General features: G+C 67.4%; 17 protein-coding genes. 4 read left to right on the top strand and 13 right to left on the bottom strand.

What is annotated here, in order from left to right; all coding sequences use genetic code 11:
* From KW836_RS12230 to KW836_RS12180, 11 genes are all read right to left on the bottom strand, one after another.
* Complete coding sequence (locus tag KW836_RS12230; RefSeq protein ID WP_218343478.1) at nt 1-1,572, bottom strand: ABC transporter substrate-binding protein; 1,572 nt, start codon at nt 1,570-1,572, stop codon at nt 1-3.
* Nucleotides 1,573-1,729: 157 nt separating this feature from the next.
* On the bottom strand, nt 1,730-2,932 hold the full coding sequence (locus tag KW836_RS12225; protein WP_255595419.1) for an alanine--glyoxylate aminotransferase family protein: 1,203 nt from the start codon (nt 2,930-2,932) through the stop codon (nt 1,730-1,732).
* Nucleotides 2,929-3,669 carry a class II aldolase/adducin family protein gene (locus KW836_RS12220; RefSeq protein WP_218343477.1) on the bottom strand — a complete coding sequence of 247 codons (741 nt, stop codon included), beginning with the start codon at nt 3,667-3,669 and terminating at the stop codon, nt 2,929-2,931. The genes KW836_RS12225 and KW836_RS12220 overlap by 4 nt, the downstream gene beginning before the upstream one ends.
* A gap of 18 nt (nt 3,670-3,687) precedes the next feature.
* Nucleotides 3,688-4,419 (bottom strand): FMN-binding negative transcriptional regulator, encoded by a 732-nt coding sequence (locus KW836_RS12215; RefSeq protein ID WP_218343476.1) that lies wholly within the window; start codon nt 4,417-4,419, stop codon nt 3,688-3,690.
* An 8-nt stretch (nt 4,420-4,427) separates the two neighbouring features.
* Nucleotides 4,428-5,408: an alpha/beta hydrolase fold domain-containing protein gene (locus KW836_RS12210; RefSeq protein ID WP_218343475.1), complete on the bottom strand. Its 981-nt coding sequence runs from the start codon at nt 5,406-5,408 to the stop codon at nt 4,428-4,430.
* Nucleotides 5,409-5,456: 48 nt separating this feature from the next.
* Entirely contained in the window at nt 5,457-6,383 is a 927-nt protein-coding gene (locus tag KW836_RS12205; RefSeq protein WP_218343474.1) for a glyoxylate/hydroxypyruvate reductase A, read from the bottom strand.
* 11 nt (nt 6,384-6,394) lie between these two features.
* Nucleotides 6,395-8,047, bottom strand: coding sequence for an ABC transporter ATP-binding protein (locus KW836_RS12200; protein WP_218343473.1), 1,653 nt, complete (start codon nt 8,045-8,047; stop codon nt 6,395-6,397).
* Nucleotides 8,048-8,052: 5 nt separating this feature from the next.
* Complete coding sequence (locus KW836_RS12195; protein WP_218343472.1) at nt 8,053-8,916, bottom strand: ABC transporter permease; 864 nt, start codon at nt 8,914-8,916, stop codon at nt 8,053-8,055.
* An 8-nt stretch (nt 8,917-8,924) separates the two neighbouring features.
* Entirely contained in the window at nt 8,925-9,866 is a 942-nt protein-coding gene (locus KW836_RS12190; RefSeq protein WP_218343471.1) for an ABC transporter permease, read from the bottom strand.
* An 18-nt stretch (nt 9,867-9,884) separates the two neighbouring features.
* Complete coding sequence (locus KW836_RS12185; RefSeq protein WP_175138913.1) at nt 9,885-11,468, bottom strand: ABC transporter substrate-binding protein; 1,584 nt, start codon at nt 11,466-11,468, stop codon at nt 9,885-9,887.
* A 59-nt stretch (nt 11,469-11,527) separates the two neighbouring features.
* Nucleotides 11,528-12,961, bottom strand: a complete 1,434-nt coding sequence (locus KW836_RS12180; protein WP_218343470.1) for an amidase — start codon at nt 12,959-12,961, stop codon at nt 11,528-11,530.
* Nucleotides 12,962-13,267: 306 nt separating this feature from the next.
* Here KW836_RS12180 and KW836_RS12175 point away from each other — a divergent pair, with 306 nt between their 5' ends.
* On the top strand, nt 13,268-14,764 hold the full coding sequence (locus tag KW836_RS12175) for a M81 family metallopeptidase (protein ID WP_218343469.1): 1,497 nt from the start codon (nt 13,268-13,270) through the stop codon (nt 14,762-14,764).
* A 72-nt stretch (nt 14,765-14,836) separates the two neighbouring features.
* Here KW836_RS12175 and KW836_RS12170 read toward each other — a convergent pair whose 3' ends face one another.
* Both KW836_RS12170 and KW836_RS12165 read right to left on the bottom strand, forming a co-directional pair.
* Nucleotides 14,837-15,541 (bottom strand): riboflavin synthase, encoded by a 705-nt coding sequence (locus KW836_RS12170; protein ID WP_056569982.1) that lies wholly within the window; start codon nt 15,539-15,541, stop codon nt 14,837-14,839.
* Between the two features lie 140 nt (nt 15,542-15,681).
* The gene (locus KW836_RS12165; RefSeq protein WP_175138979.1) at nt 15,682-17,118 is read right to left on the bottom strand and encodes an aldehyde dehydrogenase family protein; all 1,437 of its coding nucleotides are present in this window, start codon (nt 17,116-17,118) and stop codon (nt 15,682-15,684) included.
* 291 nt (nt 17,119-17,409) lie between these two features.
* Here KW836_RS12165 and KW836_RS12160 point away from each other — a divergent pair, with 291 nt between their 5' ends.
* The 3 genes from KW836_RS12160 to KW836_RS12150 all read left to right on the top strand — a co-directional run bounded on the left by KW836_RS12160 (nt 17,410) and on the right by KW836_RS12150 (nt 19,322).
* Nucleotides 17,410-18,213: a FadR/GntR family transcriptional regulator gene (locus KW836_RS12160; RefSeq protein ID WP_175185135.1), complete on the top strand. Its 804-nt coding sequence runs from the start codon at nt 17,410-17,412 to the stop codon at nt 18,211-18,213.
* 17 nt (nt 18,214-18,230) lie between these two features.
* Nucleotides 18,231-19,013 carry a 3-oxoacyl-ACP reductase gene (locus KW836_RS12155; RefSeq protein ID WP_175138908.1) on the top strand — a complete coding sequence of 261 codons (783 nt, stop codon included), beginning with the start codon at nt 18,231-18,233 and terminating at the stop codon, nt 19,011-19,013.
* A gap of 87 nt (nt 19,014-19,100) precedes the next feature.
* Complete coding sequence (locus KW836_RS12150) at nt 19,101-19,322, top strand: hypothetical protein (protein ID WP_063952506.1); 222 nt, start codon at nt 19,101-19,103, stop codon at nt 19,320-19,322.
* The last annotated feature ends 50 nt before the right edge of the window (nt 19,323-19,372 follow it).

Genomic DNA, 19,372 nt, shown 5'->3' with positions numbered 1-19,372 from the left:
TTACTTGCCCCGCCAGAACAACGGCAACGGCGCGGCCACCATGCCGTCGAACTTCTTGTCGTAGGCCTTGAACTCCGAATAGCCGCCCAGCGGCACGAACATCACCTGTTCATAGGCGCGCTGCTGGATCTCGGCGGCGACACGCTTTTGCGCATCCAATCCCGTCACCGACTCGAACTCGGCGCGCAGGCGCTGGATGGTGTCGTCCCGGGTCCAGCCCGGATAACCGCCCTCGCCCCGCCCATCCAGATTGGCGTTCACGATGGGGTTGAGCAGGTCCATGCTGGTCAGGCTGGAATGGAAGATGCTCCAGCCGCCGTCGGCCAGCGGCGCGTCCTTGCTGCGCCGCGACAGCAGCGTGGCCCAGTCCATCGACTGCACTTCCACGTTCATGCCGATACTGCGCAGGGCCTGCGCGGTGACGGGCGCCAGCGTGGACAGGCTGCGCACGTCGGTGGGATGCAGGACGACGACCTTCTCGCCGGCATAGCCGCTGTCCTTCAGCAACGCGCGCGCCTGCGCCAGATTGGCGGGTTTGGTCTGCGTGGCGCCGGCTTCGGTCTGGTAGGCCGAGATGCAGCTCAACATGGCGCCGCACAGCTTGTAATAGGCGGGATCCCCCAGCGACGCATCCAGGTAGTCGGCCTGGTACAGCGCGGCCAGCACGGCGCGTCGCACCTTCACGTTGTCCAGCGGCGGCTGCTTCCAGTTCATGCGCAGCGTGTAGGTTTCCGAAGCGTCGCCATAGCTTTGCACCGTCAGGGTCTTCACGCCATCCAGTTGCGGCAGCAGGTCAGGCGCCACGTTCTCGACAAAGTCGATTTCGCCCTGGCGCAGCGCGTTCACCGCGGTCTGCGCGTCCGGCACGTTGACGACGTCGATCCGGTCGAACATGGCGACCTTGCCCCCGGCGAAGCGGCTGGCGGGCTCCTTGCGCGGCACGTAGTCCGCGTTTTTCACATACGCGGCCTTCACGCCCGCCTGGAACTCGGCCTGCACGAACTTGTAGGGTCCCGAGCCCACGGTTTCCTTGATGGCCTCGGACGGCGGCGTGGCCGCGATGCGCCGCGGCATGATGAACGGCACCGGCGAACCCGGTTTGGCCAACGCGTCCAGCAGCAGTCCGTACGGCTTGGTGAGCACGATACGGAAGGTGTCGGCGGACGGGCTGTCCATGCTTTGGGTGACGGCGGACAGGCGCGAACCGATGGGATCGCGCTGCGCCCAGCGCTTGAGCGACGCCACCACGTCTTCGCCAGTGACCGGCGCGCCGTCGTGGAACTTCAGGCCTGGCCGAAGCGTGAAGACGTACGTCAGCTGGTCGGGCGACACCGTCCACGATTCGACCATCTGCGGCTGCGGGCGCGAGGCCGCGTCCAGCGAAAACAGCGTGTCGTACACCATGTACCCGTGATTGCGCGTGATGTACGCATTGGTCAGGACGGGGTCCAGCACACGCAACGGCGCGTGCATGACCACCTTGGCATTGACCGGCTCGGCCTGGGCCGGGCAAAGGGGAACCGCCGCCGCGAGGACGGCCAGGGCGGCCGCCGCAAAACCACGTTGTCTCATCGTCTTATCCCGTTTCAAGGTGAAGAAGAAATGGCGGCCGCGTCCGGGCCGCGTCTGAAAGCCGTTTCTAGGTTTCGTACCAGTCTTGCGTTTCAGTCTGGCGTTTCAGTCTGGTGTTTCAGTCGTGCGATTCCGTCCTGCGCTTCAGTCTTGCGATTCACTCCTGCAGCGCCTTCACGGCCCCCTGCAGCGCCCCGTCGCCCACGGGAATCCCGCACGCCCGCAGCGCGGCATCTACCCCGCCCAGCGCGCCCAGGATCATGGCGGGATGCACGTCGCCCAGGTGACCGATGCGGAACATCCGTCCTGCAAGCGGCCCCAGCCCGCCCGCCACCGCAACGTGGAAGCGTTCGCGCGCAACGGTCCGCATCGCCTCGACGCCCACGCCGTCGGCGACCGAAATGGTCGTGACCGACACCGCGCGCGCCGCGGGGTCTTCAACGAACAGCTTCAACGCGCCGCCTTGCGACCACGCATTCACCGCCGCATGCACCGCATTCGCCACGCGCCGATGCCGGGCAAACACGGCCTCCTCGCCTTCGGCCGCAATCAGATCCAGCGCGGCCCGCATGCCTGCCAGCAAACTTTGCGGCGGCGTGCCGCAAAACTTGCGGTAGAGCAGATCGCTCTTGCGCCTGGCCCAGTCCCAATAGGCGCGCGGCGTGGGATTGGCCTGCGCGGCCTGCATCGCGCGCGCGTCCACTGCGGTGAAGGACAGCCCCGGCGGTCCCATCAGCGCCTTCTGCGACGCGCCGATCGCCACGTTGACGCCCCACTCGTCCATGCGGAACGGCGTGGCGCCCAAGGATGCGATCACATCGGCCACCAGCAGCGCCGGATGGCCGCTGGCGTCCATGGCCCGGCGCACCGCCGCAATGTCGCTGGTCACGCCGCTGGCCGTGTCGGTGTGCACGGCAAAGACGGCGGCAATGCGGTGCGCCGTGTCGGCGCGCAGCGCCGCCTCGATCGCGGCCGGATCCAGCGCCTGACCCGGACGGGTCGGCGTGCGCAGGGCCGTGGCGCCCATTGCCTCGGCATGCACGGCCCACGCTTCCGCGAAATGACCGCTCCCCGCCACCAGCACCTGCGCGCCGGGCGCGACCAGATTGGCAATGGTGGCTTCCCAGGCGCCGTGGCCGTTGGCGGCATACATCAGGACGTCCGCGTGCCGGGTGCCCAGCAGGCGGGCAAGGCCCGCCTCGCAATCCGCGATCAGATCGGCCAGCCGCGGATCGGACAGATCCATGCATTGGCGGCCCATGGCCTCGCGCACCGCATCGGGCACATGCGTCGGGCCGGGCGTATGCAGGAATTGCGGACCGGCCAATGCGGCGCGGGGTGTCGTCAGGCTGTCTTTCATTCGATTGTCTCCAGGTCCGGCTCCAGCAGGCGCCGCGCGGCGGTCCATACCCGCTGCGTGTAGATCGGGGCGGTGGGCCGTTCAAACTGGCTCGCGGTGCGTTCGCACACCGCCTCCGACGGGAATACCAGCGGCGCGCCGGCCGATTGGGCCTTGACCTGCGCCTGGCAGGCGCGCTCCAGGTAATAGATGTTGACGAAGGCCTCCGCCACCGACGATCCGGCCGCGAGCAGGCCGTGGTTGCGCAGGATCATGGCCTTGTGCCTGCCAAGGCTGGCGACCAGGCTCTCGCGCTCTTCCAGGTCCAGCGCGATGCCCTGGTAATCGTGATAGCCCAACCGGTTGTAGAAGCGCAGCGCATGCTGCGTGATCGGCAACAGGCCATCGCGCTGGCACGCCACGGCGATGCCGTCGGCGGTATGCGTATGCACCACGCACGCCAGATCGTGGCGCGCGGCATGCACCGCCGAATGAATGGTGAAGCCGGCCGCGTTGACCAGCTGGCTGTCGGCGTCGCCGGGATCGACCGGATTGCCGTCCAGGTCGATCTTCACCAGGTCCTGCGGGCGCATTTCGTGAAACAGCACGCCGTAGCGGTTGATGAGGAAATGGTGTTTGGTGCCCGGCACCCGCGCGCTGATGTGGGTGTCGATCAGATCGGTCATGCGAAAGTGCGCGACCAGACGGTACAGGGCCGCCAGTTCGACGCGCACGCGGGCTTCGGTAGGTTCTTGCATGATGAGGCTCCGGTTTCTTCAGGCGTTGTTCGGCGCGTGACCGGCGACGTGGGTCGCCACATCAGCCGGCAAATCCGATGCGAGATCCGACGCAAGATCCGCCGCAAGACCAGCCGCAAGACCAGCCGCAAGATCGGGCTGCGCGCGAATCAACCGGGCTATCGCCACGCTCCCCGCGTCGCCGCGCCGTTCCAGCTGGCGGATCACGCCCACGCGGTCGGCCACCGACTTGTCCTGGTTCAGCTTCATCTTTCCTTCCAGCCCAGCAATCGGAATCTCCAGCGCCGCGATCGCCTTCAGGCGCGGCGCCGTCAGGGTCTCGGGCATGTCCGGAAAGCGCCACGCGCCGCCCAGCGGCGTGTCGTAGCACGCCACCGTCTCCGTCAGCACCGCGCGGATGGCCTCGGGCGCTTCGATCAGCCGCGGCGTGCCGCGCGCGTGAACGGCGGTGTAGTTCCACGTCGGGAAGGTCTGCTGGTTGACATACCAGCTGGGCGAAATGAACGCGTGCGGGCCCTGGAACAGCACCAGCGCTTGCGCGCCGTCCTGCAGGTCGCGCCACTGCGGATTCGCGCGCGCCAGATGGGTGACCAGCGTTCCGCGCCCGCCATCGTCGCGCAGCAGGAACGGCAGGTGCGTGGCGTTCGCGCCGGCCGCGCCCACAGTCACCAGGGTGGCGAAACTGTGCGCGCGCATGAACGCGTGCAGGACGCCGATATCGGCTTCGGCATAGGCCGGCGGGGTATACATGTTGCCCCCTAGGCCTTGGCGTGCAGCCAGCGCGCCGTGTCGTCGAAGGCTTCGCCCGCGACCGCGGCAATGGAGACGGCCTCCAGGAAGCTGTGCGCGGTGCCGGGATACACCTTTGACGCGACGTCCACGCCGGCCTCGCGCAGCTTGCGCTCCAGTTCGATGCTGTCGTCATGCAGCGGATCGCATTCGGTCACCACCAGCCAAGCCGGCGGCAGGCCTTTCAGGTCGGCGCGCAGAATGTCCACGCGCGGATCGAAGAAGTCCTTGCCGTGGCGGATGTGCATGCCGCGGAACCAGATCATCATGTGCAGCGACAGGCCGTATTCGCCGGCGCCGTAGCGCACGACCGAATTGCGGAACAGGTTGCTGCCAAAGCCGCCGTAGTTCAGCACCAGCCCCTTGATCAGCGGCAAGCCTTCATCGCGCAGCGTCAGCGCCGTGCCCATGGACAGGTTGGCGCCGGCCGAATCGCCGCCCACGAAGATCTGGCCGGCATCGATGTCCAGCTCGCCCGCCGACGCGGCAACCCAGCGCAGCACGTCCACGCATTCTTCCAGCGGCTGCGGGAACTTGGCTTCGGGCGCGCGGGTGTAGTCCACCCCCACCACCACGACCCCGGCGCGTTCGGCGTATTCGCGCATCACGCGGTCATGCGTGTCGATGCTGAACAGCACGAAGCCGCCGCCGTGGATGTACATGAACGCGCCCGGCAGCCGGCGCTGCGCGGGGTAATAGACCCGCACGCGCACGGGCCCGTGACGCGTGGCCACCTGATGTTCCACCGTGCGCGCCATCTGCGGGCCACCCTGGGCCCACGGCAGGCGCACCTTCTCGGCATTGGCGCGGCCCTGTTCGATGGACAGGGTGTCGCGGCGCGGATACTGCGACGCGTCCGCCGCCATGCGCCGCAGGAATTCGGCGATCTGCGGGTCCAGAGGCGCAGGCGTGCCGGTCGGAATGGTGAACGCGGGATCTTCGAAATGCATGGAATGTCTCGTCTTGGGTTGGCAATCGGAAAACGGGGTATCGCGGCGTCAATAACCGCGCGACAGGTCGACTGTGTGGGCCAGGGACTCGCCCTGCCCCAGCCGGCGGATGTTGGCCACGACCTGCTCGGCCACGGTGCCAGGCGACGGCATGGTCGCCATGTGCGGGGTGACGATCACGCCGGGCGTGGACCACAGCGGATCAGCGGGATCCAGCGGTTCCTGCGCGAACACGTCAAGCACGGCCCCGCGCAGTTGCCCGCGCGCCAGGGCGTCGATCAGGTCGGCCGCGACCAGGTGTTCGCCCCGGCCGCAATTGACCACCGCCGCGCCTTGCGGCAGCGCGTCGAAGGTGCGGCGGTTCAGGATGCCGCGCGTAGCGTCGGTCAGCGGCACCAGGCACACCAGCACGTCGGTGTTGGCCAGGAATTCGTCAAAGGCGTCCTCGCCGGCATAGACGCGCACGCCATCGATATTGCGCGGCGTGCGCGACCAGCCGTTGACCGGATAGCCCATTCCGGGCAGCACGGCGGCAATGGCGCCGCCCAGTTCGCCCAGCCCCATCAGGCCGATCCGGCACTGCGACGCCGGCGTCTGCGGCGGCCGGCTCCAGCGCGCTGCACGCTGGTTGGACAACGCCAGGTCCAGCTTGCGATGAAACGTCAGCACGCACCACAGCACGTACTGCAGCATGCCTTGGGCCAACTGCGGATCGACCACGCGGCAGACCGGCAGCCCGCGCGTGCGCTGGCCGTCCAGCAGGTTGTCCACGCCGGCGGCGATGCTGTGGATCAGTTTCAGGTTGGGCATGTCGTCGTACACGCCCACGGGCGGGTTCCAGCAGACCGCCACGTCGGCATGCAGGCTGCGCGGGTCCGGCCAGACGGCGACGTCCAGCTCGGGCGCCAGGCCCTGCAACAAAGGCTGAAAGTAGGAAAGATTGGCCGATCGGCTCAACAAGGCAACGCGTGTCATCGGGGTTTCCTTCAAGCGCCGGCCAATGCCAGTCCGGCCGGGGGCCGGCTGCCCAACCCGTCCTTGCCGGGAATGGCGGCCAGCAGTTCCTGGGTGTAGCTGCTGCCGGGCCGCGTGAAGATCTGCTCGGCAGGGCCGATCTCCATGACGCGGCCACGCTGCATGACGGCGATGCGATGGCACAGCCGGGCGGCCACGCGCAGGTCGTGGGTGATGAAGATCATGCTCAGGTTCAGTTGCGCGCGGATCCGCTCCAGCAAGTCCAGGATCTGCGCCTGCACGGACACGTCCAGCGCCGACACCGCCTCGTCCGCGATCAGGATCTCCGGCTCCATCATCAGCGCCCGCGCGATCGAAATCCGCTGGCGCTGCCCGCCGGAAAACTCATGCGGATAGCGCTTGAGCGCGCTGGCATCGATGCTGACCAGTGCCAGCATGTCGCGCATCCGCGCCTGCACGCGGGCCGGGTCTTCGCCGTAGTTCAGCGGCCCTTCGGACAGCGTGGCCTCGATGGTCAGGCGCGGGTTGAAGGACCGATAAGGGTCCTGGAACACCATCTGAATCCGCTTGCACCACTGGCGCCACGCCGCGCGCGACAGGTTCGACACGTCCTCGCCATTCATGACGATGCGGCCCGACGTGGGACGCGCGAAGTGCGCCAGGCACCGGCCCAGCGTCGTCTTGCCCGAACCGGATTCGCCCACGATGCCCAGCGTTTCGCCGCGCGCCAGCGACAGCGACACGCCGTCCAGTGCGTTGACCTCGCGCCGCTTGGACCGGAACAGGCTGGACGTCACGAAGCGCATGCCCAGGTTTTCGACCGAAATGACCGGGTCGCCCTCGGCCAGCGGCGCACCGGCGCCGAACTTGCCCTTGGGCACCGCGTCGATCAGCTTGCGGGTATAGGGATGCTGCGGATTCGCCAGCACGTCGGCGGCGGCGCCGGCCTCCACGATGCGGCCGTGCTGCATCACGATCACGCGGTCCGCGATCTCGGCCACCACGTCGAAGTCGTGCGTGATGAACAGGATGCCGGTGTCGTGGCGCTCGCGCAGGCCGTGCAGCAGCCGCAGCACCTGCGCCTGCGACGTCACGTCCAGCGCGGTGGTCGGCTCGTCGGCGATGATCAGCGCCGGCTCCATCGCCAGCGCCATCGCGATCATCACCCGCTGGCGCTGCCCACCCGACAACTGGTGCGGAAAGGCGTGGCGCAGGGTTTCGGGAGAAGGCAGCCGCATGTCGGTCAGCAGCGCCAGCACGCGCTGGTCGACCTCGCGGCGCGACAGCGACGGGCCGTGGAACTGGAAGATCTCGGCGATCTGATCGCCTACCCGCATCAGCGGGTTCAGGGCCGTCATGGGCTCCTGAAAGATCATGGCCATCCGGTCGCCGCGCAGCGCGCGCAGCTCGGCCAACGAGGCGTGCGTAATGTCGCGGCCGGACAGCAGAATCTGCCCGCTCTCCAGCTTGAGCACGTTCTTGGGCAAGAGGCCCATCACCGCGCTGGCCGTGACGGACTTGCCTGAGCCCGATTCGCCGACGATGCACACGATTTCGCGCGGGCTGACGGTGAGCGCGATGCCCTCGGCGGCGTAACGCCGGTCGCCGGCGCCGGGCAGGCTGACCTTCAGGTCGCGGATTTCCAGAATGGGAGGTGAGGACATCGGCTTCAACCCTTGCGTTGGCGCGCCATGCGCGGGTCCAGGCGATCACGCAGCGCGTCGCCGAACAGGTTCACGGACAGGATCAGCAGCGCCAGGAAGACGCCCGGAAACAGGACGATCCACGGCGCGCGCTGGAAGAACGGGCGGCCCTCGGAAATGATGCTGCCCAGGCTGGGGATCTCGGGCGGAAAGCCCAGGCCCAGGAAGCCCAGCACGGCTTCGATCAGGATGGCCGAGGCGCAGATGAACGTGGTCTGCACCACCAGCGGGTTGATCGTGCTGGGCAGGACATGGCGCCACAGCACGCGCCAGGTCGCCGTGCCCATGCCCAGCGACGCTTCGACGTAAGGTTCTTCGCGCACCGACAGCACCACGCTGCGCACCAGCCGCGCCACACGCGGAATCTCGGGGATCGCGATGGCCGTCACCATCGTAGGAATGGTCGCGCCGCCCAGCGCCACCATGGCGATGGCCAGCAGCAGGCCTGGGATGGCCATGATGCCGTCGATGATGCGCATCACCACCGCGTCCAGCTGGCGGAAATAGCCTGCCAGAAGGCCCAGCAGCAGCCCGGCGCACACCGAGATCACGCTGACCAGCGCCGCCAGCGTGATCGACAGCCGTCCGCCGTACAGCACGCGCGAAAACAGGTCGCGGCCCAGCGAATCGGTGCCCAGCCAGTATTCGGCGCTGACCGGTTTGAGCCGCATGCGGGGCGCCAGCGCGGCGGGGTCATGCCAGGTGATCAGCGGCGCCAGCATGGCCAGCCCCACCAGCGCCACCAGCAGCGCCAACCCGGTGAACATCATGGGATCGCGCGTCAGCGCGGGCCAGAAGGAACGGGGACGATCCAGAGCAGTTGTGGTCATGTCCGGCCTCAGTAGCGGATGCGCGGATCGAGCACGACATACAGCAGGTCGATCGCCAGGTTGATGAAGACATACACGAACGAGAAGAACAGGATCGTGCCCTGCACCACCGGATAGTCGCGCGCCAGCACGGCGTCGACGATCAGGCGGCCCACGCCGGGGATGTTGAAGATGGTCTCGGTGACGACCACCCCGCTGATCAGCGTGGTGAGCGCCAGTCCGATGACGGTGACGATGGGCACCGCGGCGTTGCGCAGGGCGTGGCGGTACAGCACGTAACGTTCGGGCACGCCCTTGGCGCGTGCCGTGCGCACGAAGTCTTCGCCCAGCACTTCCAGCATGCTGCCCCGCGTGATGCGGGTGATCAGCGCCACGAACACCGTTGCCAGCGTGATGGTGGGCAGCGCCATGTGGTACAGAAACGTCCCGAACCCCGACGCCAGCCCCGCGTAGCCCTGCACCGGAAACCAGTTCAGCTTCACCGAGAACGCCAGGATCAGCAGATAGCCCACCACGAACGCCGGCACCGAAAACGCCAGCACCGTGACCGCCAACGTCACGCGGTCGAACAGCCCCTTGTGCCACCACGCCGAAAACACGCCCAGCGGAATCGCGGCAAAGATGGTGAGCAGGATCGCGCAGATGGCCAGCGCCATCGTCGGCCCCAGCCGCTGGCCGATCAGCGTGGTCACCGGGTCCTTCGAAATGATCGAGGAGCCCAGGTCGCCTTGGAGCAGCGCGCTCATCGCCAGGGCGTATTGCGTGGGCAGCGGGCGGTCCAGGCCCATCTCGGCGCGGACCTGCGCCACGGCTTCCTCGCTGGCCATGTCGCCGGCGATGACGCGGGCGGGGTCGCCCGGCGCCAGCCGCAACAGCAGGAACACCACGGTAGCCACCACCAGCATCACGGGGATGGCGGCCAGCACGCGTTTGAAGATCAGATTGAGCATGATGGAGATCCCTTCCCGCTACTTGGGCGAGGTCCAGAAGAGCGGAATCGGCGCGTCAACCATATCCGCGAACTTGGCGTTGTAGCCCTTGAACTTGGAGTACCCGCCCAGCGGCACATACATCACCTGTTCATAGTTGCGGCGCTGGATGGCCTGGGCCAGTTCGCGGCGTTCGTCCTCGGTGCGCGCGGCGGCGAAGCGGCTGCGCAGCTCGTCCATGACGGCGTCGTGCGTCCAGCCGGGGTACGTGGAATCCGCGCGCCCGTCCAGGTTGGGATTGCCCACCGCCGAGATCAGATCCAGGCTGGACATGTTGGACTGGAAGATGCTCCAGCCGCCCTGATCCACGCCCTCTTTCTTGCTGCGGCGGCTGAGCAGCGTGGCCCAGTCCATCGACTGGATCTCGACGTTCATACCGATGCTGCGCAGCGCCTGCGCCGTGACGGGCGCGATGTTGGCGAAGATGGGCAGGTCGGTCGGATGCAGCACCACGACCTTTTCGCCGGCGTAGCCGCTTTCCTTCAGCAGCTTGCGGGCGTTTGCCAGGTCCGGCGGGTTGATCTGCGTGGCGCCTTCTTCGGACGCGTAGGGCGACACGCAGGTCAGCACCGCCCCGCACACCTGGTAGACGTCCGGATCGCCGATCTGCGCGTCCAGGTAGTCCGCTTCATACAGGGCGGCCAGCGCCGCGCGGCGCACCTTCACGTTATTGAACGGCGCCTGCAGCCAGTTCATCCGCAAGGTGAACATGTTGGAGTTCTTGCCGTAGGACTTGAGCGCGATGCCCTTGGCGTCCTTCAACTGCGGCATCAGGTCGGGCGGCACGTCCTCCAGGAAGTCGATCTCGCCGTTGCGCAGCGCGTTCACCGCGGTCTGGCTGTCGGGGATGTTCAGGAGTTCCAGCCGGTCCACCGTGACGACCTTGCCGCCCGCGAACGCACTGGCCGGCTCTTTGCGCGGCACGTAGCCGTCGAACTTTATATAGGTGGCTTTCACGCCGGCCTGGAAATCAGCCTGCACGAACTTGTAGGGGCCCGATCCGATCGTCTCGCTGATCGCCTGCGAGGCCGGCGCGGAGGCGATGCGCTTGGGCATGATGAACGGCACCGGCGAGCTTTCCTTGGCCAGCGATTCCAGCACCAGTCCGTAGGGCGCCTTGAGCTTGAGCGTGAAGGTGTCGGCGCCCGTCGCGGCGAGTTCGGCGGTGGCGTTCTTCAGGCGGTTGCCGATCGTCGCGTCGCCCGCCTGCCAGCGCTGCAGGGACGCGACCACGTCTTCAGCCGTGACCGGCGCGCCGTCATGGAACACCAGTCCGGGGCGCAATTTGAAGACATAGTTCATGCCGTCTTCGGACACCGTCCACGACTCCACCATCTGCGGCTGCGGACGGCCTGACGCGTCCATCGAGAACAACGTGTCGTAGACCAGATAGCCGTGGTTGCGGGTGACGTAGGCCGACGTGAGGATCGGGTCCAGCACGCGCAGCGGCGCGTGCATCACGAACCTGGCGGTGGTCTCGGCCTGGCTGGCGGCGGGCACGGCGGCCAGCGGCGCGGCTGCGGCCAGGAACAGTGCTGCGGAAAACAGAAAGGATCGCTTCATTACTTCCCCTTTATGGTTTGGTCCGGCGCCGGCGGCGTGCCGGCGGGCCTTGATGCGGATCAGGGCAGCAGGATCTGCCGCCCCGTCCAGGGCGCGGCGCGTTCCAGCTCGGCCGCCAGGCGCAGGATCTGGTCCTCGCGTCCGAAGTGCCCGATGAGCTGGCTGGCCACCGGCACCCCTGATTCCGTCCAGTCCAGCGGCAGGCTGGCCGCCGGCTGGCCCGAGGCGTTGATCACCGCCAGGAAGGTCGCATAGCGCGACACCTTTTCGCGGAACGCCCAGAACTCGCCTTCCAGCGCCAGGTCGCCCAGCTTGGCAGGCAGTTGCGCCAGCGTGGGCGTCAGCACCAGATCGACGTCCGTCATGGCCGACTCGATGGCGCGGCCGATCGCATGGAAGCGGTTGATCGAATCCACGTATTGCGTGGCGGTCAGTTCGCGGCCCACCGACAGGCCGTCGCGGATGACCGGCTCCAGGTCGTCGTCGCGCAGCTCGCGGCCGCGGATTGCCAGGCGCGCCTGCACGGCCAGCACGATGTTCGTGGCCAGCACGGTGCCGTGGGCGCGGACGAATCCCGAATAGTCCAGGTCCGGCAACGGCGCGTCGACGACCTCGTGTCCCAGTTCCCGGCACAGGCGGGCCGTGCGCTCCACGGCGGCCAGGCATTCCGGCGCGACGGGGATGCCGTTCCAGGCCTGGCGCCACACGGCGATGCGCAGGGGCTCGCGGCGTTGCTCGCGCACCGAATCCAGATACGAGCCCGGCGCGGGCGGCGCGGCGTAGGGCGAACCCGGCGCATAGCCGCTGATCCCGTCCATCGCCGCCGCGGTATCGCGCACGCTGCGCGTCAGCACGCCTTCGCAGGCCATGCCGCCCCATCCTTCGCCGCGCGCCGGACCCATCGGCACGCGGCCACGGCTGGGCTTTAAGCCAAACACGCCGCAGCAGGCAGCCGGGATGCGGATCGACCCGCCGCCATCGCTGCCGTGTGCCACCGGCACGATGCCTGCCGCCACTGCAACCGCGGCGCCGCCGCTCGAACCGCCGACCGACCGGTCCAGCGCCCGCGGGTTCAGCGTGGCGCCGCCGTTGCGGCGCGCCTCGGTGGACGGTCCCATGCACAGCTCCGATACCGTGGTCCGTGCGAATGGGATCAGTCCCGACGCTTCGAAGCGCTGGGCCAACGTCGCGTCGAACGCGTATTCCGTGTCGTCGAACAGCGCCGAACCCAGGCTGGACGGAAAGCGCACGCTCGGCAGACCCGAATCCTTGAGCAGAAACGGGATGCCGCGGAACAGGCCGCGCTCGGTCCAGCCGCCGGCCAATTTACGGCCCGTTTCAGGCTGCACGTAGGTCAGCGCGTTCAATGGCGCGCCGCGTTCTTCAGCCAACTGCAATGCGCATTCCATCAGCTCGGCCGGCGTCACCTGTCCGCGCGCCAGCAGCCCCGCCAACGCCAATCCGTCCTGCCCTTCGTACTCGTCTGTCCGCATGACTTCCCTGCAACCTTGATGCGCCTGGGTGGCCGGCGCGATAGCCCGCATCCGATTCGATGCCCTGCTTTTGCCGCCTACTTTTTAGGTATTGTTTAGCAATACCGATGTAGTTCATAAAAATATTCTAAGCGAGCAACTTCGGGGCACGCAACGCGCGATGCATCAGGGATTTCCCGCGATGGCGGGCTTGTCGAGACGTTGGCGCGATGTGCCGCGGACATCGGTATTGCCGATCGCAGCGCCGCCCCCAATAATTTCCGCACGCTCGAATTCCCCTCCTCTCATCGGCAAGGAAATACGCTCATGCACATCCTGGTTGCTGGCTTCCAGCACGAGACCAACACCTTCGCGCCCTCCAAGGCGGGCTACGACAACTTCGTGCGCGGCGAAGGATTTCCCGCGATGGTGCGGGGCGCGGACATGCTGGCGCTGCGCGAGGTCAACATTCCGGCCGGCGGCTTTATCAACGAGGTGGCCGCGGAAGGCCACACCGTGCAGACCGTGATCTGGGCAGGCGCCAGCCCGTCTGCCCATGTGACGCGCGACGCTTACGAACGCATCGCCGGCGAGATCCTGGACGCGGTGCGGGCGGGCGGCTTTGACGCCATCTATCTGGACCTGCACGGCGCCATGGTTACGGAACATCTGGACGATGGCGAAGGCGAACTGCTTGCCCGCGTGCGCGAGATCGTGGGATCGGACGTGCCGGTGGTCGCCAGCCTGGATCTGCACGCGAATGTCACCGCGCAGATGCTGCAAAGCGCCGACGGCCTGGTGGCGTTTCGCACGTATCCGCACGTGGACATGGCCGACACCGGCGTGCTGGCCGCGCGGCTGCTCATGGCGCGCATGCAGGCCGGCGGCAAATGGACCCGCAGCGAACGCCGCCTGCCCTTCCTGATTCCCATCAACGGCATGTGCACGATGCTCGAACCCTCGCAGGGCGTGTATGCCTTACTGGGTGAACTGGAACAGACGCCCGGCGTCGCCTCCGTCTCCTTCGCGCCGGGCTTTCCCGCCGCGGATTTCCCGGAGTGCGGGCCGGTAGTGTGGGCCTACGGCACGGACGCCGCCGCGGTCGAGCAGGTCACGGAATCGCTGTATGCGCGCGTGCTGGCGCTGGAACCCGAGTGGTCGCCGGACTTTCTGGAACCGGCCGAGGCGGTGCGCCGCGCGCAGGCCCTGGCCGCGGAAGCGACGCGGCCCATCGTCATTGCGGACACGCAGGACAACCCCGGCGCGGGCGGTGACGCCAACACCACCGGCATGCTGCGCGCGCTGGTGGAAGCGGACGCGCAGAACGCGGCACTGGGCTTGCTGTACGACCCCGACGTGGTGCGTCAGGCAACAGCGGCAGGCGTCGGCGCGACCGTCGCGCTCAAGCTGGGCGGTCAGTCCGGCGTCACGGGCGACGCGGCCTTTGAAGGCGAATTCGTGGTCGAGGCGCTATCGGACGGCAAGCTGCGCTTTGACGGACCGATGATGAACGGCATGGACGTCGACCTGGGCGGGACGGCCACGCTGCGGATCGGCGGCGTGCGGGTGGTGGTCAGCGCCGGCAAGGCGCAGATGCTGGACCGCAATCTGTTCCGCGTCGGCGGCGTGCAGCCCGAGGAAATGGGGATATTGGTGGTGAAAAGCTCGGTGCATTTCCGGGCCGACTTCCAACCCATCGCGCACGAGGTGCTGGTGGCCAAGGCGCCCGGCCCGATGCAGGCCGATCCCGCGGATCTGCCATGGACGCGTCTGGCGCCCGGGATGCGGGTGCGGCCGCAGGGGCGGCCGTTTGCGGCAGCGTGAAAACGACATGGCCGGCGCAAAGGCGCCGGCCATGTTGACTAAGGCGGCCATCGTGGCCGCTATCAATCGGTATTACTTCAGCTTGCCCTGCGGGCTGACGAAGTCTTCCAGCGTCAGTCCCTTTTCCTTCAGGATCGCCTCCAGCAGCGGTTGCAGCTTGCCCAGGCTTTCCTGAACGGTCTCGCGCACGGTGTCGACGATGACCTGCGTGCTGCGCTCGATCTCGATGTTGACCGCGTCGCCCACCTGCTTGTCCTCGAAGACCGTCATGCGGCGCGTCTCGGGAATCAGCCAGACCTCGAACCAGCCTTCGGCGCGGTTCACTTCCGACACGGTCAGGCTGGCGCCGTTGATGGCGATATAGCCCTTGGCGAACACGTATTTGCGGAAGGCCTCGGGAATGCTGAAGCGCATCAGGCGATTGGTGTCCGAGGACTTCACCATCAGCACCTGCGACGTGAAGTCCACGTGACCCGACAACGGATGGCCGCCGATCTCGGCGCCGTCCTTGGCCGCGCGCTCTACATTCGCGCTGTCGCCCTCGCCATAACTGCCCAGCGTGGTGATCGCCAGGCTTTGCAGCATGACGTCGAACGTGGCTTGGTTTTCGGACAGGATTTCCGTGACGGTCAGGCAGACGCCGTCCGTCGACACGCTGGCGCCGATGGCCAGGTCAGTGCAGAAACCAGGGGGGAAATCCAGCGTGAAGGTGCGCAGGCCTTCGCGATCCGCGATCTTTGCGATCTTCGCGGTGCCTTGAACAATACCGGTGAACATACGGATCCTGAATGCGGGGCGGCAGGCCCCGGAAGCAAAACATCAACGTTAACCGATATTTTGTCCGGGTCCTTGCTGGGGGCCGCTGCCCGGGCCATTGCCCGGGTCATTGCGCGAACGCGCCGCCCGCCGCGCCGGGATCAGTGGCGGATCGCGATGGTCTTCAGGCTGGTGAAGCCGTACAGCGCCTCAAAGCCCTTCTCGCGGCCGTAGCCCGACTGGCGCGAACCGCCGAACGGCAGTTCCACGCCGCCGCCCGCGCCGTAGTTGTTGACGAACACCTGGCCGGCGCGCAGCTTGCGCGCGAGGCGCATCTGGCGGCCGCCGTCGCGCGTCCACACGCCCGCCACCAGCCCATACAGCGTGCCGTTGGCGATTTCCAGGGCTTCTTCCTCGGTGTCGAACACCATGGCGGCCAGCACCGGCCCGAAGACTTCTTCCTGCGCCAGGCGGCTGTCGGGCGGCACATCGCGGAACAGGACGGGCGTCTGATAGAAGCCGGCCTCGGGCGTGCCGTCCTTCAGCTTGCCGCGCGCGGCGACCTTCATGCCTTGCGCCTCGGCCTCGGCCAGGAAGCCGCGCACGCGGTCCTGCTGGCGCGCGTTGATCAGCGGACCGACATCCAGGTCCGCCGCCGCCGGTCCGGTCACCGTCGCGGAAAACGCGTCCGACAGGCGCTTGAGCACGGTTTCGTACACGCCGCGCTGGATCAGCACGCGGCTGCCGGCCGAGCACGTCTGGCCGGCGTTCTGGATGATGGCGCCCAGCAGCACCGGCATCGCGGCGTCCAGGTCGGCGTCGTCGAACACGATCTGCGGCGACTTGCCGCCCAGTTCCAGCGTGACGGGCACGTGGTTCTCGGCAGCGGCGTGCGCGACCATCTTGCCGGTCTGCGGCGAGCCCGTGAACGAGATGTGGTCGATGCCCGGATGCGCGGACAGCGCAGCGCCGGCCTCATGGCCGTAGCCCGTGACGATGTTCAGCGCGCCGGCGGGCAGGCCGACTTCGGCGGCGATCTCGGCCAGCTTCAGGAGCGACAGGCAGGCGTCTTCGGCGGGCTTGACCACGCACGCGTTGCCCGCCGCCAGCGCCGCGCCGACGCTGCGGCCGAAGATCTGCAGGGGGTAGTTCCACGGCACGATGTGGCCGGTGACGCCATGCGGCTCGCGCACCGTCAGCACGGTAAAGCCCGGGGTGTAGGGAATGGTCTCGCCATGCAGCTTGTCGACCGCGCCGGCATAGAACTCGAAATAGCGCGCCACGGCGGCGGCATCGGCGCGCGCCTGCTTGATGGGCTTGCCCGTGTCGGCCGATTCCAGCTGCGCCAGTTCCTCCTGGCGGTCCAGCAGCGCAAAGGCAATCTTCATCAGCAGGCGGCTGCGGACGGCGGGCGCCATCTGGCCCCACTCGCCTTCGAACGCCTGGCGCGCGGCCTGCACGGCACGGTCCACGTCGGCCTCGTTCGAGCGGGCCAGTTCCTCGAAAGGCTTGCCATCGGACGGGTTCAGGACGGGAATGGTTTCACCGGTGGCCGCGGCCACCCATTGGTTGGCGATAAAGTTCTTCTGAGTCACGATGTGCGGAGTAAAGTAGCGGCCGAACGGCCGGTTGGGGGAAGCTGCATGTCTCGGTGCGCTTGCCGGCAGCTGGGCCGGCCGCGCCGCCGGCGCGTCGTGCGCGCGGGCGTTGTGGTTTGAATGGCAAGGTACGGGAGGCCTCCGCAACTTGTCAATTGAAATGACAGCTTTAATCCCAACCTTCAGGATATTTTTCTGGATGATCGGGTTATCCCTAATATTTCAGGGGCTTAGCGGCCCGCCGGTTAGTCATGCCGCATGACAACCTGTCCCTACTTGAAGGAGCGCCCGATGAGCAACGTACGTGACCCGCAGCTTGAATCGCTGCTGGCCGCGGCCACCCGCCCCCGTCCCGAACTGGACGTGCTGGCCGAGGTGGCGTCAGGCCTGGGCTATGTCCGCGCCGAGCGCTTTGCCGAGCGCGTCTACGAAAGCCTGTTCTACGCGATCGCCACCGGCAAGATCGCCCCCGGCAACAAGCTGCCGACCGAATTGGAACTGGCCGCGCTCTTTGAAGTGTCGCGGCCCGTCGTGCGCCAGGCGCTGGACCGGCTGCGTGAAGACCAGCTTGTGGACTCGATCCGCGGTTCGGGCTCCTACGTGAAGTCCAAACCGGACCTGATGGGCGGCATGCCCGCCGTGGACCCCGCGCGCCGCGTGGGCCACATCCTGGAAGGCCTGGAACTGCGCATGGTGATCGAGCCCGAATGCGCGCACCTGGCCGCACTGCGCCGCACACCCGAAGACCTGCAGGAAATGGACCGCATGTTGACCGGCTACGAAGAGGCCGACGCGTCCGGCGCCATCGCGCACCATCACGACTATGGCTTTCACCGCGCCATTGCCACGGCCACGGGCAACCAGCGCTTCGTGCAGGTGCTCAAGTCCCTGGAATACGACGTGAGCCACGCCGTGAACGTCATGCGCCATCTGGTCCACAGCGAACCCTGGAAGCGCACGCGCGCCGCCATCGACGAACACCGCCACATCTACAAACTGATCCGCGATCAGGATGCCGAGGGCGCGCGCAACGTCATGCGCGCCCATATCGAAAAAGCCCGCAGCCGCATGCTCAATAGCGGCTCGGAACATTGAGCAGGAAGCCGTACCCCATGTCATCGCAACGCCCGCAACTGAACCTGAACCAGCAACTCGTCATCGTCACCGGCGCCAGCCGCGGCCTGGGCGCCGCCATCGCGCAGGCCTTCCTGCGTGAAGGCGCCAAAGTCGTCATCAACTATCTGAACAGCGCAGAGCGCGCCGAGGCTCTGGCGGCTTCCGCCCCGGACCGCGCCCTGGCCGTGCAGGCCGACGTGCGCGACCCCGCCGCCGTCGCCGCCCTGGTCGCCCGCGCCAGCCAGCACTTTGGCCAGCCGGTCAGCACCATCGTCAACAACGCCCTGCCCGCTTTCCAGTTCAATGGCGACGCCCGCCCCCACGCCGACACGCTGGACTGGGCGCAGATGAACGCCCAGATCGAAGGCAGCGTGCGCGCGGCGCTCAACACCACGCAGGCCGCCCTGCCCGGCATGCGCGCCGCGGGCGGCGGCCGCATCATCAACGTCGGCACCAACCTGGTCCAGAACCCGGTCGTGCCGTACCACGACTACACCGCTGCCAAGGCCGCACTGCTCGCCTTCACCCGCACCCTGTCCCACGAACTGGGCGCGGACGGCATCACCGTCAACATGGTGTCCGGCGGCCTGCTGCGCACCACCGACGCCTCGGCCGCCACCCCCGACGCCGTCTTCGACATGATCGCCGCCGGCACCCCGCTGCGCGAAGTCACCACGCCAGAGCAATTTGCGGATGCCGTGCTGTTCTTCGCCAGCCCCTGGTCGCGTGCGGTGACCGGGCAGAACCTGATTGTCGACGGCGGACTGGTGAAGGGTTGATCGCCGCATCCGGGAAGCCCCCCGGATGACGCTGATGCGTCGTGTGTTACGGTGGACCGGCAAATCCACCGCAACCCAGGAGGCAAGATGAAGACACAGATCAGTTATCGAAAGCTCGACGGCAGCGACGGCGTGGCGCTGGTCAATGGCGGGATTTCCGACAGCCAGCAGGCGAAGCAGGAACTGGCGAATTGGCTGGACCTGCCGGCGGCGGACGCGGCGGGCGGAAATCCGGACGATGTCGACGGCCGGCTGCGGCGCGGCGGAATCGAGCCGGGATCGGTTGAGTTCAATCACATCAGCGAATAGCAAAAGCCAAAACCCCGATTCGCAGGAAACGGGGTTTTTTCTTGTGGGTG

The sequence above is a fragment of the Achromobacter sp. ACM05 genome, from assembly GCF_019218915.1.
GTDB lineage: Bacteria > Pseudomonadota > Gammaproteobacteria > Burkholderiales > Burkholderiaceae_B > Achromobacter > Achromobacter animicus.
This window is presented reverse-complemented; position numbering and strand designations above follow the sequence as displayed.